The following is a 15,134-nucleotide window of genomic DNA, read 5'->3' as shown; positions in this document are numbered from 1 at the left end:
AATCCGCGGCCTTTGCCGCCGGTAAATCAGGCTGTTTGTGGCTCTGCGAGCAGGCTTGTCAGCAACTCAGTGAGGCTGCGACTGGTCGGATCGAATTCCATGATATTGCCCCAGCGGTCGAATTGGCTGAGCGCAAAACTCTGGCTGAGATCGTTGAAGTAAATACAGGAGCGGCTGAAGGTTGCGACGACCCAGAATCCACAGCCTTCATCGGCCCACGGGCGCTGTTGCCAGATTTCCGCGTGGCGGAGGTGAATCAGCTGCCAAAGGTGGCGCAGTTCATCGGTCATGAGCTGGCAGCTTTCATCCAGCAATTCGTAGAGGCGGTTTTCCGAGATAGGCGTCCAGCGTGGAGGGTTCATGGCATCAAGGTTATGCATGTTGGTGTCCTTGTGAACTACAAAACCGGGGGGCTGTGTCGAGGGACGCAGCACAGTGGTGAGCATCCGATGACACTGATCTGGCATATAATGTTACATATTTGTTACAAACGTATGACGGTTAGGCCTGATGATCAGAAAATTGTCAGTTAATGATGTGCCGTTGATATGACAATTCTGATTGATGGTCGGAGAAAGGGACGGCGGATGAGCCTTTGGCGGGGGGGGGGCAGGTGGTTTTGCCAGCAAGCAGGCACAAAAAAGCCAGTCATACGACTGGCTTTTTTGTGGTTTGAAAACCAGGATTCCGATTAACGGTAAACCGGGAATTCAGTGCACAGGGCAACCACTTTGGCGCGAACTTCGGCTTCAACCTGTTCGGAGGTGCCGTTTTCCAGACCTTCGAACACGTCACAGATCCAGCCAGCCAGGGCAGAGCATTGCTCTTCCTTGAAGCCACGGCTGGTGACCGCTGGGCTACCGATACGGATACCGGAAGTCACGAACGGAGAACGTGGGTCGTTTGGTACGGAGTTCTTGTTCACAGTGATGTGAGCGCGACCCAGAGCGGCGTCAGCGTCTTTACCGGAGTATTCCTTGCCGATCAGATCAACCAGGAACAGGTGGTCGTCAGTACCGCCAGAAACGATCTTGATACCACGCTCCATGAACTTGGCTGCCATGGCCTGGGCGTTTTTCACGACCTGAGCCTGGTATGCCTTGTATTCTTCAGACATGGCTTCCTTGAAGCACACGGCTTTGGCAGCAATCACGTGCATCAGTGGGCCGCCCTGGGATTCAGGGAATACAGCGAAGTTCAGCTTCTTGTTCAGCTCTTCGTCTTCCTTGGCCAGGATCAGACCACCACGTGGACCACGCAGGGTCTTGTGAGTAGTGGTAGTGACCACGTCAGCGTAAGGCATTGGGCTTGGGTATACGCCTGCAGCGATCAGACCGGCAACGTGGGCCATGTCAACGAACAGGTAAGCACCAACCATGTCGGCGATCTGACGGAAACGAGCCCAGTCAACCACGCGAGAATAAGCAGAGAAACCGGCAACGATCATCTTTGGCTTGTGTTCCAGAGCCAGACGTTCTACTTCGGCGTAGTCGATTTCGCCAGTCTCAGGGTTCAGACCGTACTGAACAGCGTTGTAAACGCGGCCAGAGAAAGAAACAGAAGCACCGTGAGTCAGGTGACCACCGTGTGCCAGGCTCATACCCAGTACGGTGTCGCCTGGTTTGCACAGGGCGAAGTAAACAGCGGCGTTCGCCTGTGAACCGGAGTGCGGCTGAACGTTGGCGTAACCGGCACCAAACAGTTGCTTGGCGCGGTCGATAGCCAGTTGTTCAATCACGTCAACGTGTTCACAACCACCGTAGTAACGCTTGCCTGGATAGCCTTCCGCGTACTTGTTGGTCAGCTGGGAGCCCTGTGCTTCCATGACGCGTGGGCTGGTGTAGTTTTCGGAAGCGATCAGTTCGATGTGGTGTTCCTGACGCTGATCTTCCGCCTTCATGGCGGACCAGAGTACCGGGTCGAAGTCGGCAATGTTCATGTCGCGGCTAAACATCAGGGCGTCCTCAGTTGGATAGCAATTCCTGGCTGCCGCAGTGGCGAACCAGGTAATCGGAAATTAAAGGGGCAAATATTCTACCCCAAATGCAGCGTTCTGGCACTTGAGACTTGTTCACCACAAGCCTGAACGACCTTCACGCTGGGGAGACAGCAAACATGGCTGAGTGTTGACTGCCGCTCCAGCTCTTCCGGAGTTGCCGGACGCGACAGCAGGAAGCCTTGCAGCTTTTCACAACCAGCGTGTACCAGGAACTGCAACTGCTCGCCGTTCTCGACACCTTCGGCAATGACTCCAAGGCCAAGGTTGTGGGCCATGGCAATGATGGTGCGGGTAATCTGCACGTCTTCCGGATTGATTGGCAGGTTCTGGATGAACGAGCGGTCAATTTTGAGCATGTCGACCGGGAACTGCTTCAGATAGTTCAGCGATGAATAACCCGTTCCGAAGTCATCAATAGCAATCAGCACGCCCAACGAACGCAGCTCGTGCAGGACCTGCAGAGTGTAGTCAATATCATCGATCAGGATGGTTTCGGTCAGTTCCAGTTCCAGATGGTGAGCGGCAATCCCTGCCCGGGTTATGGCATTTTTGACCTCATCAATGAACCCGGGTGTCTTGAACTGACGTGCCGATACGTTAACCGCTGTCACTTCAATTGGTAAGCCGGAGGCCAGCCATTTTGCCATTTGCAGACAAGCCTGTTCGAGCACCCAGCGCCCGACCGGCACAATCAGGCCGGTATCTTCGAGGATTGGCACAAACACTTGCGGTGGAATATCTCCGCGTTGTGGATGGTGCCAGCGCAACAGGGTTTCAACCCCGACCGGGCACAGGCTGCGGGCATCGTACAGTGGCTGGTAGAGCAGGTGCAGTTCCTGACGCTGCAACACCTGATGCAGGTCGTTTTCCAACTCCATTAGCTCCACGGCTTTGCGGTTCATCTGTTCATTAAAGAACTGCAGATTGTTTCGGCCAGCGTTTTTGGCGTGGTACATGGCCATATCGGCGTTTTTCAGCAGTTCGATTACTGTCTGGCCGTCGGTCGGGTAGAGGGCAATACCGATACTGGCACTCAGGAATGCCTGGTTTTTACCCAGGTAATACGGCTGATTGAGTTCTTTCAGAATGCGTTCAGCTACCCGCTGCGCGGTTTCGGCAATACCAGTGGTACCCTGATTGAAATACATGATCACCGTAAACTCGTCACCACCCATACGGCTGACCAGATCCCCTGCCTTGACACAGTTGCGCAGACGTTCCGCGACCTGTTTCAGTACCTGGTCTCCGGCCGGGTGACCCATGGAGTCATTGATCGGCTTGAAGCGGTCAAGGTCGATAAACAGCAGTGCCATCTGGCCGCTTTCTTTCTGGGCTCGCATGATGGTGGTGGCCAGGCGTTCGTGCATCTGGCTGCGGTTGGCGAGTCCGGTCAGCGGGTCGTAGTAGGCGAGGCGGTGGATTCGTTCTTCAATCACCTTGCGTTCGGTGACATCGGACATGATGATCGTCAGGCTCTGGATATTGTGGTGCTTGTCGCGAATGATGCTGACGCCGGTCCAGCCGGTGCGTACGTCGCCGCCGATACAACGGAAACTCAGCTCACCTTGCCAGTAGTTGTCGAGTACCAGGGTTTCGGCAATATCGGTCAGGAACCCATCCCCCAGTTCTTCGGCCGCCAGCAGCATGTCCGGAGTGCGGCCAATAATATCCTTGCTTTCATAACCGGTGATGTCGCAGAAGGCGCGGTTGACCCTAACCACCTTGAATTGCTGGTCGGTAACCAGAATGGCTTCGTTGGAGTTTTCAAACACGTCGGCGGCCAGCACCAGTTCCTGTTCGATCTGGCGTGCTTCGGTGACGTTTCGACAAACACCCAGCAAGCCTTGCAGTTGGCCGTCATCGTTCCACAACAGACTTGCTTGCAATTCCAGCAGGAATTGTTCGCCGTTTTTACCGGTGGCCATGATGTCGCGTTGTACCAGTACCTTGTGGGTGTTGGGATCAATACCTTCCAGTAGTGCTTGCTTCATCTGTTGTTGCAGCTCCCGATACAGCCGCCGAATGTCTCGGCGGCCAAACATGGTGCTGACACCAGAGCGCAGCAATTCTTCTGGCTGGTAGCCCAACAGGCGCTCCACCGACGAACTGACGAAGTTGAAACGCAATTTGTTATCGGTGGCCCAGACGATGTCGGTCATGTTTTCGGCCAGCAGACGGTAGCGGGTTTCGCTCTCGACCACCTTGGTCTGTTTTTCGATCTCCTCGGTAATATCACGAGCAGTACCGATGTAACAGTTCACCTCTCCATCAGTGGTGCGCTGGAACGGCGTGTATTCAAAACTGATGACCCGCAGGCTGCCGTCGCGATGACGGAAGCGACCGCTGTGGCGCAGGGTTTTGCCTGGCGGCAGGTGGCGAATGTCATTCATGATGTGAGTGCATTCATCGACCACATCATCCTCACCATAAAGCAACCAGTCCTGACGATGATCTTTTTGACCAATGGGGTACCCCAGGGTTTCGGCGCCGCTGCGATTGCGATAAATCAGTTCGGGTTGATTCAGCTTGTCAATGTTGGCTACAAACACCGTATCCGGCATGGCGGCCATCACGGCAGCCCAGAATGCCTCCTGCTCGCGGGTTCGTTCGGTGACGCGTTTTTTCTCGGTTATATCAATCAGGGTCACCAGCAGCTGGTCTTCAAAGCCAGTACTCAGATGGGCCGATACTGAACGCGTGTTGCCATCAAAGCTGCGCAGATCCATTTCCATCTCGGCAAAACGCTGTTTTTCGACCCTCATGCGACGAATAACGGTGGTCAGTGTCTGGCCATCATCGGTAAACATATCTCGGAACTGCAGTTGCAACTGTGGGCGGCTGAGAGCACCTGCCAGGCTGACGGCGGCCTGGTTGGCGTTAATCAGCATCAGACTGGCCAGGGTGCTGCGGAAGTTGGATATATCCAACACCCAGTGGGCAACACCGGCTTCCTCGAACAGCTCCATGTAACGTTTGCGTTCCTGGTCCAGCTCCAGCCGGGCCTGTACCTGAGTGGTGATGTCGCGTAGTAACCAGACAATCCCGGATAGCTGTTCCTGACGATACAGCGGATGGTAGTTCTGTTCGAGGATACGTTCCTGACCATCGATACGAACCCGCAGGGTACGGCCATGGTGATGTAGCGATTCAAGCTCCCGGGCGTCGAGTCCATACGTCCAGAGGGCATGGTCATTGGGCCAGATATCGGCAAGGGTGTTGCCCTGATAATGACGGACGGCGTTTTCTGCCAGTAGCCGACTGGCCTTGGGGTTGACGTAATCAATCACCCCGTTGGCATCGGTGGAAATCAGGGCATCATCAATTGCGTGTAATACCAGATTGGCGCGGTCCTCAATTTGCAGGCGCTGGATTTCAACAGCCAGGTTTTTGGCATCCAGGTGCTGCAGGTGGCGCCATAACATCCAGGCAAGTGCCAGCAGTACCAGCAACAGAGACATAGGTCCCAGCATACGCTCCAGCAACAGGCCATTCATAAAGGACTTGATGAGGAAAGCACGAACTTCCCACGGGGTTTCCTGAATCGACTGGCTAGCCAGCAGGCGCAGTCCATCCATGTTGAGGATTTCATCCGGTTCCAGTCGTTGTTGGCCAGATTCTCGCTCAAATATGTCAATCACCACGTCTTCGCGATGAGAATTTTCCAGAACACTATCCATTGCATGGATATTCAGCCGGCTGATCAGCAGCTGTGGTTGTTCGCTGCTGCCGAGCAACGGGCAGCTGGCATACAGGTAAATACCGTCCTGACTGGCCCAGATGCCGGGTTGTTGCTGATGACTGCGCCAGCGTTGCCATATCTGGAGAAGATCGCTGTCGGGGCCGCTCAGGCTTTGTTTGCCGAGCAGTTGACCTTCGTTACCTATCACTGCCATTCCTGTATTGGCTGGCATAAATGTACGCAGGTTCTGTTCCTGTTCTGCTCCCATTGGTGTGCCGTTGGCAAGTCCACGCAGGCCTGGTTCAAAGTGGCTGCAAATCAGGCAATGCGTGGATATGAGGGAGGAAGAGTATGCTGTGGTCTGGCTGGCGGTGCGGTCGATCAGTTGCTGGGCATGTTCCTGAAGTTGCTGACGATCGCTGGCGATATGCAGATACAGGTTCAGAAGAATAATGGCCAGCAAGGTCAGAACGCCGGGCAAGAACCAGTAGCGGCCCTGGCGGTCCGGTCGTTGTCGATACTGTTCGTGATCTGTATTGCTGGATGACACTGAATGCTCTGTCATTATTGGTGTCCATGTATCTGCCGGGCGTCAGCAGATTGCCTTCCTGCGCGGTTTTCAGTAGTTTGGCCGACCATTGTAAGTTAGGGGTTCCACCATGGCACAGTATGTTTTTACGATGAACCGTTTGGGCAAAATTGTTCCGCCCAAACGTCAGATCCTGCGGGACATTTCCTTGTCCTTTTTCCCGGGCGCCAAGATTGGCGTTCTCGGTCTTAACGGCTCCGGCAAGTCCACCCTGCTGAAGATCATGGCAGGTATTGATACCGACATTATCGGTGAAGCCCGTCCTCAGCCGGATCTGAAAATCGGATACCTGCCGCAGGAACCTGAACTGGATCCAAATAAGGACGTAAAGGGTAACGTAGAAGATGGTCTGCGTGAATTGATGGATGCCAAGGCAGCACTGGATGCTGTTTATGCTGCCTACGCTGAACCGGACGCTGACTTTGATGCGCTGGCCAAAAAACAGGGCCAGCTGGAATCCTTCATCGAAGCCGCCGGTGGTCACGATATGGACCGTCATATGGAAGTGGCTGCTGATGCCCTGCGTCTGCCGCCATGGGACGCCGACGTTACCAAACTGTCCGGTGGTGAGCGCCGTCGTGTGGCGCTCTGCCGTCTGCTGATGTCCAAGCCGGACATGCTGCTGCTCGACGAACCGACCAACCACCTGGATGCCGAATCCGTAGGCTGGCTGGAGAAATTCCTGGAAGAATACCCAGGCACCGTGGTGGCCATTACCCACGATCGTTACTTCCTCGACAACTGCGCCGAGTGGATTCTGGAACTGGACCGTGGTCACGGTATTCCTTACCAGGGTAACTACACCACCTGGCTGGAAACCAAGGAAGCCCGTCTGGAGCAGGAGAAGAAGCAGGAAGAGGCTCACGCCAAGGCCATCAAACACGAACTCGAATGGGTTCGTAAGGGTGCCAAGGGTCGTCAGGCCAAGTCCAAGGCCCGTCTGGCTCGCTTCGAGGAAATGAACTCCCGCGAATTCCAGGCTCGTAACGAGACCAACGAGATCTACATTCCGCCAGGTCCACGTCTGGGCGACAAGGTGATCGAATTCCATAACGTTACCAAAACCTTCGGTGACCGCGTGCTGATCGATGACCTCAGCTTCACCGTACCGCCAGGTGCCATCGTCGGTATCATCGGTGGTAACGGTGCTGGTAAGTCCACCCTGTTCCGTATGATTGCGGGTCAGGAAAAACCGGATTCCGGTGAAGTCGTACTGGGCGAAACCGTGAAACTGGCCTTCGTTGAACAGCTGCGTGATGAGCTGGACGACAAGAAGACCGTGTGGGAAGCCATCTCTGATGGTATGGATGTGATCAACATCAACGGCAAGGACTACCAGAGCCGTTCCTACATTGGCCGTTTCAACTTCAAGGGCGGCGACCAGCAGAAACGTGTGGGCGAGCTGTCCGGTGGTGAACGTGGCCGTCTGCAGCTGGCTTATACCCTGAAGCAGGGCGCGAACGTACTGCTCCTCGACGAACCGTCAAACGACCTCGACGTGGAAACCCTGCGTGCACTGGAAGAAGCGATTGATGCGTTCCCGGGCACTGTGATGGTGGTATCGCACGACCGCTGGTTCCTCGACCGTATTGCTACTCACATCATGGCGTACGAAGGTGATTCGAAAGTGACCTTCTTCGAAGGTAACTACACCGAATACGAAGAAGACCGCAAGAAACGCCTCGGCAACGATGCGGCTCCGAAACGTGTGAAGTACAAGCGTCTGGCGTAATGGCCGATGTAAAAACAGGGGGCATCTGAATACCCCGACTTGCCAACGGCCCGGCTCTGTCCGGGTCGTTTGCTTTTGGGCGTTAGGGGAGGGAGTCGACGTCAGACCTTGGTGGCTTTCTCCAGCATTTCCGGCTGGCTGTCAGCAAGTTTTTCGATCAGGTAGCGCAAACGACGGCTGACTTCGCGCAGCATGTTCATCTGGATCAGGGTGAACTGTTCAAGATCCAGTTCGTAGAGGCCGTACAGCGCCTCGGTCGGAATTTCCAGCGCCTTGCAAGGGGTGGTGGTACGCACGGTGGCTCCGCGTGGGTTCATATCCACAATCGCCATTTCACCAAAACAGTCACCATCGTGTAACCAGCGCAAACGGCGCAGGTCGGGGCCACACTGTTTCATGACTTCGGCAGTGCCTTGTTCCAGTACAAACAGGGAGCTGGCGGGGTCGCCTTCGTAGAAGATCACTTGTCCGGCTTCCAGCTCAAGACAGCGACAATGGCTTTCGATAAAAGCAATGCTGGTAGCGTTTAATGCGCCAAAGATCGGCATCGATTGCAGCAGGGCGAGACGTTGGGGGGTCAGGCCCGGCGTTGATGGCACCGTACTTTGAACGCCAGATTGTCGAAACATGGCAGTTTCCTGGTCAGTCTTCCGTAATTCATGCTACTGCGGAGCAATCCGGCCTGAAAGTCCAAAATAATTACCGTCCCGATTGGCTGCCGTTATGACGTCCAGCCTCGCAGTTCCCGACGCTGATCAATATCAGCCCCGTTATTTCAGACTAGCACAGAGTGGTTGCGTGGTGATCTTCTGAGGCAGGAGAGTCATTCCTGGCAGATTGGTAGCAGCACGTCCTGCGGCTGATTATACAAACAGAAAAGCCGCCATATCAGCCAAGGACTCCCAACACCGATCCGCATCAGGGCTGGTCCTGTGTTTATACCCATGAATATGCCGGACATAAAACTACGCGTTTGATTCATTCTCTCAGCGATAGCCGCGTTATGGATTACCGACGTTGCCCAGCGCAGCTGGCTGCACCATGCCCATCTGGGCGAGCCGGGATTCACCGCAACGGCCGACCCGCCCGGCCGGGGGACAAGGTCCCCCAAGAGGGCATACGGTTGTGCCAATTAACAAGCCGTGTGGATCGTGCAGCCATCCGATGTCGAAGAGTGCCGCCTGATCGGCATCGGCCGGGAAGGGCGATTTTCTGTTGGTTGCTATCGGTCCGGAGCTGGCCGGTTATACGCCAACACGAGAGTATTGTGCGGACTCGTCCGGACGGCTGGCCAGAATGGCTTCCAGCTCGGCTGGCGCCTGGGTCACCTTGTGTTCGGAGTTGATGCCCAGTTTGCGGAACAGCGCCTGGTCCTTGTTGGCCGCCGGGTTTGGGGTGGTCAGCAGGCATTCGCCGTAGAAAATCGAGTTGGCACCGGCAAAGAAACACATGGCCTGCATTTCTTCGGTCATCTGTTCACGACCGGCACTCAGACGCACGTGGGATTTTGGCATCAGGATACGGGCCACTGCGATGGTGCGGATGAAGTCGAGCGGGTCCACTTCTTCGGCGTTTTCCAGCGGAGTACCCGCCACTTTCACCAGCTGGTTGATTGGCACGGAATCCGGATGTTGTGGCAGGTTGGCGAGCTGACGCAGCAGACCGGCGCGGTCACGCTTGCTTTCGCCCATGCCCAGAATACCACCGGAGCACACCTTCATACCGGCTTTACGGACGTTGTCGAGGGTACCCAGACGGTCTTCGTAAGTACGGGTGCTGATGATCTCACCGTAGAACTCTGGTGAGGTATCGAGGTTGTGGTTGTAGTAGTCCAGACCGGCTTCGGCCAGACGCTGGGCTTTACCTTCATCCAGCATCCCCAGGGTCATACAGGTTTCCAGACCGAGTTCTTTTACGCCTTTGACCATGGCCAGTACGTATGGCATGTCGCGTTCGTGCGGTGAACGCCAGGCGGCCCCCATACAGAAACGGTCGGAGCCAGCGGCTTTGGCGGCCTTGGCTTTTTCTAGTACGGCTTCGACTTCCATAAGGCGCTCTTTTTCGAGGCCGGTGTCGTAACGCGCACTTTGTGGGCAGTATTTGCAGTCTTCCGGGCAGGCACCGGTCTTGATCGACAGCAGGGTGCTGACTTGCACGGCGTTTGGATCAAAGTACTGGCGGTGCAGGGTCTGGGCCTGGAACAGCAGATCGTTGAACGGCTTGCTGAACAGCGCCTGAACTTCGTCCAGCGTCCAGTCGTGGCGCAGGTTGGCGTCAGTGTGGGCAGCGATGGCTGGTTGGGCGATGGTCATGCGTGTCTCCGCAAGCAGGATAAAAAAGCCATCATCCCGACTGTGCCGCTGCCACTCAATGCAGGCGGGCTCACGGCTTTGACAGATGTTCAAAAAAGCAGCAAAAGTGAACATTGATAACAACATCGCAAAGTGGCTGGTTGGCGGGCGGCGGTGGTCAAATGCCAAAACATCCTGCTATAACAGAGGCATATCCCGATTGGTTCGCCATCGGAGCAACTGGCCCTGAGCTGCGATTCAGGGAAACAGGAGGCGGATATGACCACTCCGGTTTACACCCTTATTGACCGTAACGTGCCGCTTCGATGGTGCGATGGTCCACTCTCCACCGGGCAGGCGTTTTCCTGTCGATCCCGGTTGCCAACGGCATTGGTTGGCCTGTCCGTATTGCCGCTGGCGGGACGTTCTTGTGCAAGGATTATTCGGCTATTGCTGGCCGCGAGGAGTAAGCCATGTCTGTTATAACGCATCAGGATTGGGGCGCTCGTGCCCGTGAGCTGGCTGTGCCGACCCAGGCCTGGATTAACGGCCGCCCGGTGAGTGCGCTGTCCGGAACAACCCGGCCCTGTATCAATCCGGCGACCGGCGCGGTGTTGGCTGACATAGCAGAATGTCAGGCCGAAGACGGTGATGTGGCGGTCGCCAATGCCCATGAGGTATTCGAGCGTGGCACCTGGGCCAATATGGCACCACGTGACCGCAAACGGATTCTGGTGCGCTGGGCCGAGCTGATCGAACAGCATCACCACGAACTGGCCTTGCTCGAAAGTCTCGATGTTGGCAAGCCGATCAGTGATTGTGTCGATATTGATGTGCCATCGGCTATTAACACCATTCGCTGGACGGCCGAGGCCATCGACAAGGTTTATGGCGAAATCGCCCCGACCGCGCCAGGCACCCTGGCACTGATCCAGCGGTTGCCACTGGGCGTGGTGCTGGCGATTGTGCCGTGGAATTTTCCGCTCTCAACCACGGCCTGGAAGCTGGCCCCTTCATTGGCGATGGGAAATTCGGTGGTGCTGAAACCCGATCCAAAAACCCCGTTAACCGCGCTACGGATCGCCGAACTGGCCACCGAAGCCGGTTTGCCGGATGGTGTGCTCAACGTGGTGCCGGGCGACGGCCCGACTCTGGGGAAACATCTGTGCCTGCATCCGGGCATCAGTGGCCAGACCTTCACCGGCTCCACCGCAGTTGGCAAGTTGCTGATGCAATACGCTGGTCAAAGTAACCTCAAGCGCACCTTCCTAGAACTCGGTGGCAAAAGCGCCAATATAGTGTTTGCGGATGCCGATCGCGAGCAGGCCATTACCTGGGCCGCGATTGCTGGCTGGTACAACAGTGGCCAGACCTGTACGGCTGGTTCGCGCTTATTGGTACAGGAATCCATTTACGATGAATTTGTCGAGGCCGTGGTACGCAAGGCTTCTGACTGGCAACCGGGTGATCCGCTTAACCCTGCCACCCGGATGGGCGCGGTAATTGATGCGGCGCAGCAACAGCGCATTCACGCCTGGGTCGAAACCGGTCGTTCTGAAGGTGGCAAGGTGCTGTGTGGTGGTGAGCCAATTCAGCCAGCGGCGATGGCTGGCCATTTTTACCCACCTACGTTGGTACGGGATGTTCACAATCAGATGAGCATCGCCCGTGAGGAAATCTTCGGGCCGGTGATGGTAGCGATCCCGTTTGCCACTGCTGAAGAAGCCGTACGGATTGCCAATGATTCCAGTTATGGACTGGCCGGAGCGGTGTGGAGTCGTGACATCAATACTGCTTTGCGGGTTGCCGGAGGAGTGCGCACCGGCACCATGGGAGTTAACAACTACTTCGGCGGCGATATTACCGTGCCATTTGGCGGCTTCCGCCAGTCCGGTAATGGTCGAGACAAGTCGATGCATGCCATGAACGACTACAGTGAGTTAAAAACCACCTGGATAGAATACTGAGCCTTACAGGAGCTAGGGACACTCTGAATAACTCTGCACAGCTCTGCGCGAGTGCTGCAGCGTGTGTGAGCAAGGCGACGAACGCAGCGAAATGACGAACCAACCTGGCCGGGTCCTTTTCTAGTTCGTCAACACCGCTAAAATGCGCTGCAGCCCGCGCCCTTCGGGGCTTTCGGGATGGTGATGACTCTGTGTCGCCGGTTTTTGACGTAGCCCGCTATGCCATCAAACCGGCTTCGTGATTCATCACCATCCCGATAAGCCAGAGCGGGCACCGAGTTATTCAGAGGGTCCCTAGATGAACAGGGAGCACAGCCTGGATTTGCGAATCCCGGCGAATCAGCTAAACCTGTAATAACAGTACAGGAATACAACATGAATCAACGCCGGTTTACCCGAGTACCCTTCTTGCGCCGGGCGCGGATCGAAACCCGTGGCTATCAGATGGACGCCCAGTGTCTGGATATCAGCGCACGTGGTGTTCTGCTGGTGCGCCCTCCCGAAGTTGACTGGGCGCTTGAGCAGCATATCCGCATCACAATTGTCATTACCGAGCGTGAGTCCATCCTGATGGACTGCTCGGTGGCACATATTGATGACGATGTTGTCGGCTGTGCCTGTGACTCCATGGATCTGGAGAGCCTTACCGTCTTGCGACGGGTTCTTGAGCTGAATCTGCCGGATTCAGTGTCTATCCATCGGGAGTTGGCTGAACTGATTCGTTCGGACAAGTACTGAATCCTGACGCTATTCTTATCCGTCGGGCTGCGTTTCTGTCAGTGGGGCATAATGCCCTGACTGGCATGGCGGCAGCTGGGGCGGACCGACCAGAAGTGGTGCCAGAGAGAATATTCGAGTCGCTTTAATGGCAGAGCTTGTGTAACGGTTTGTTATGCTGCAGTGTGCTCTAATGCCCAAAAGGGCTGTTATAGTAGCATCCTTAACCCTTTGTCGGAGTTCCGCCATGTTTATTCCACAGCTGAACGGGCAGCCATTTGCCCATGCCGTTGGCAAGATTGTTTGTGTTGGTCGTAACTACGCCGCGCATGCTCTGGAATTGAACAATCCTATCCCGGATCAGGCCATTCTCTTCATCAAACCAGCCTCTGCTGCCGTGCCGATGTCGCCTGCGTTCAGCATTCCGACTGATCAGGGCTCCGTACATCACGAGCTGGAAATCGCCATTCTGATTGGCCAGCCGCTGAGCCGTGCTGATCAGCAACAGGCGGCGGAAGCCATCGCTGGTGTTGGTCTGGGTATCGACCTGACCTTGCGGGATGTGCAGGACAAACTCAAGGCCAAGGGCCAGCCGTGGGAACGTGCCAAGGCCTTTGATGGTGCTGCGCCGTTGTCGACGTTTGTGGATGCTGCCCGCGTTAGCAACTGGCAAGACCTCGATCTCAGCCTGGTGCGTAACGGGGCCATACAACAACAGGGTAACAGCTCGGTAATGCTGTTCCCGATCCTGGCTCTGATTGCCGAAATCAGCCAGACCTTCGCCCTGCAACCAGGGGATGTCATTCTTACCGGAACTCCAGCCGGAGTTGGTCCGCTGCTGCCAGGTGATCGCCTGGAAGCGCGTTTGGCTGACTGGCTGGTGATCCCAGCGACCGTTCAAGGAGCCTGACCATGGCCAGCTGTGATACCACGCCTGGTATGCGTACGCTTGATGATGCGTTACAGACCATCATCGGCCAAATCCTGCCATTAACCGAATCCGAACTGCTCGACATTGCCGCGGCGGATGGCCGTGTGTTGTCGGCCGATGTTCTCAGTACCATGTCGGTGCCACCGGCCGACAACTCGGCCATGGATGGTTATGCAGTGCGCATCGAGGACCTGACGGAATATGACCGTCTTGAGGTAACACAGCGTGTGATGGCCGGTGACCCGATGGGGCAACCGCTGGAGCCGGGCACCTGTGCCCGAATCATGACGGGAGCCATGATTCCGCCGGGCGCGGATACCGTCATCATGCAGGAAGATGCCGAAGTCAGTAACGATGGCACCATCCGGGTGCGGGCAGCGATCAAGCCGGGTTCCAACATTCGCAAGGCCGGTGAAGAAATTGAGCCTGGCCAACAGGTGTTGCAGGCCGGACGTCGTCTGCGTGCTGCTGACCTTGGCCTGTTGGCCAGTATCGGTGTTGGCAGTGTTAACGTTGTGCGCCGTATCCGGGTGGCGCTGATGGCGACCGGTAACGAACTGGTGCGTCCGGGTGTGCCGCTGCAGCCTGGCCAGATTTATGAATCCAACAGCTTTGTGCTGGCGTCCTTGCTGCGCCGCATGGGCTGTGAAGTGATCGACTTCGGCATCATCAATGATGATATCGATGCCCTCCGTCAGGCTTTCCTGAACGCCGACACTCAGGCCGATCTGGTGATCAGCTCTGGTGGTGTATCGGTGGGCGAAGCAGATCTCAGTCGCCAGATTCTGGCGGAGCTGGGTTCAGTTGAACTCTGGAAACTGGCCATCAAGCCTGGCAAACCGTTTGCGTTTGGCCGCCTGCCGACCAGCTTCTACGCCGGTTTGCCGGGTAACCCGGTATCAGCCATGGTGACCTTCCACCAGCTGGTGGTGCCAATGCTGCGTCGTCTGGCCGGTGAGGAAGTCAAACCATTGCTGAAACTGGATGCTATGGTGGATGAAAAAATCCGCAAGCGTCCGGGGCGTATGGACTTCCAGCGTGCCATCGTCTGGAAAGACGACGAGGGTGTGTTCCGTGCCCGCGCCTTGCCACGTCAGGGCTCATCGCTGCTCACCACCATGAGCCAGTCCGATGCCTATATTGTGTTGGCGGCTGACAGTCCGGGTGTGGATGCCGGTGAATACGTGAAGGTGGTGCTGTTTGATGGCCTGCTGACCTGATACGGCTGA

Annotated in this window: 10 protein-coding genes; 5 read left to right on the top strand and 5 right to left on the bottom strand. The window is 56.1% G+C overall.

The window, feature by feature from the left end; translation table 11 throughout:
• Nucleotides 1-26 precede the first annotated feature (26 nt).
• The 3 genes from OUO13_RS06150 to OUO13_RS06140 all read right to left on the bottom strand — a co-directional run bounded on the left by OUO13_RS06150 (nucleotide 27) and on the right by OUO13_RS06140 (nucleotide 6,243).
• Entirely contained in the window at nucleotides 27-380 is a 354-nt protein-coding gene (locus OUO13_RS06150; protein WP_283172982.1) for a hypothetical protein, read from the bottom strand.
• A gap of 311 nt (nucleotides 381-691) precedes the next feature.
• The gene (gene glyA / locus OUO13_RS06145; RefSeq protein ID WP_283172981.1) at nucleotides 692-1,954 is read right to left on the bottom strand and encodes a serine hydroxymethyltransferase; all 1,263 of its coding nucleotides are present in this window, start codon (nucleotides 1,952-1,954) and stop codon (nucleotides 692-694) included.
• An 80-nt stretch (nucleotides 1,955-2,034) separates the two neighbouring features.
• The gene (locus OUO13_RS06140) at nucleotides 2,035-6,243 is read right to left on the bottom strand and encodes a sensor domain-containing protein (protein WP_283172980.1); all 4,209 of its coding nucleotides are present in this window, start codon (nucleotides 6,241-6,243) and stop codon (nucleotides 2,035-2,037) included.
• Between the two features lie 94 nt (nucleotides 6,244-6,337).
• On the opposite strand from OUO13_RS06140, the gene ettA reads away from it, so the two are divergent.
• Nucleotides 6,338-7,999 carry an energy-dependent translational throttle protein EttA gene (gene ettA / locus OUO13_RS06135; RefSeq protein ID WP_283172979.1) on the top strand — a complete coding sequence of 554 codons (1,662 nt, stop codon included), beginning with the start codon at nucleotides 6,338-6,340 and terminating at the stop codon, nucleotides 7,997-7,999.
• A 101-nt stretch (nucleotides 8,000-8,100) separates the two neighbouring features.
• Here the strand turns inward: ettA and OUO13_RS06130 are convergent, their stop codons facing one another.
• Nucleotides 8,101-8,628, bottom strand: coding sequence for a Crp/Fnr family transcriptional regulator (locus tag OUO13_RS06130; RefSeq protein WP_283172978.1), 528 nt, complete (start codon nucleotides 8,626-8,628; stop codon nucleotides 8,101-8,103).
• 615 nt (nucleotides 8,629-9,243) lie between these two features.
• The gene (bioB, locus tag OUO13_RS06125; RefSeq protein WP_283172977.1) at nucleotides 9,244-10,311 is read right to left on the bottom strand and encodes a biotin synthase BioB; all 1,068 of its coding nucleotides are present in this window, start codon (nucleotides 10,309-10,311) and stop codon (nucleotides 9,244-9,246) included.
• Nucleotides 10,312-10,763: 452 nt separating this feature from the next.
• Here bioB and OUO13_RS06120 point away from each other — a divergent pair, with 452 nt between their 5' ends.
• The 4 genes from OUO13_RS06120 to moeA all read left to right on the top strand — a co-directional run bounded on the left by OUO13_RS06120 (nucleotide 10,764) and on the right by moeA (nucleotide 15,125).
• Nucleotides 10,764-12,257 (top strand): aldehyde dehydrogenase, encoded by a 1,494-nt coding sequence (locus tag OUO13_RS06120; RefSeq protein WP_283172976.1) that lies wholly within the window; start codon nucleotides 10,764-10,766, stop codon nucleotides 12,255-12,257.
• A gap of 375 nt (nucleotides 12,258-12,632) precedes the next feature.
• Nucleotides 12,633-12,995: a PilZ domain-containing protein gene (locus OUO13_RS06115; RefSeq protein WP_283172975.1), complete on the top strand. Its 363-nt coding sequence runs from the start codon at nucleotides 12,633-12,635 to the stop codon at nucleotides 12,993-12,995.
• Nucleotides 12,996-13,221: 226 nt separating this feature from the next.
• Nucleotides 13,222-13,884, top strand: a complete 663-nt coding sequence (locus OUO13_RS06110; protein ID WP_283172974.1) for a fumarylacetoacetate hydrolase family protein — start codon at nucleotides 13,222-13,224, stop codon at nucleotides 13,882-13,884.
• 2 nt (nucleotides 13,885-13,886) lie between these two features.
• Nucleotides 13,887-15,125 (top strand): molybdopterin molybdotransferase MoeA, encoded by a 1,239-nt coding sequence (moeA, locus tag OUO13_RS06105; protein ID WP_283172973.1) that lies wholly within the window; start codon nucleotides 13,887-13,889, stop codon nucleotides 15,123-15,125.
• Nucleotides 15,126-15,134 lie beyond the last annotated feature (9 nt).

The organism is Parathalassolituus penaei, assembly GCF_026626885.1.
Lineage (GTDB): Bacteria > Pseudomonadota > Gammaproteobacteria > Pseudomonadales > Oceanobacteraceae > Oceanobacter > Oceanobacter penaei.
Note: the sequence above shows the minus strand (reverse complement) of the source record. Positions and strands in the feature narration are given on the sequence as shown.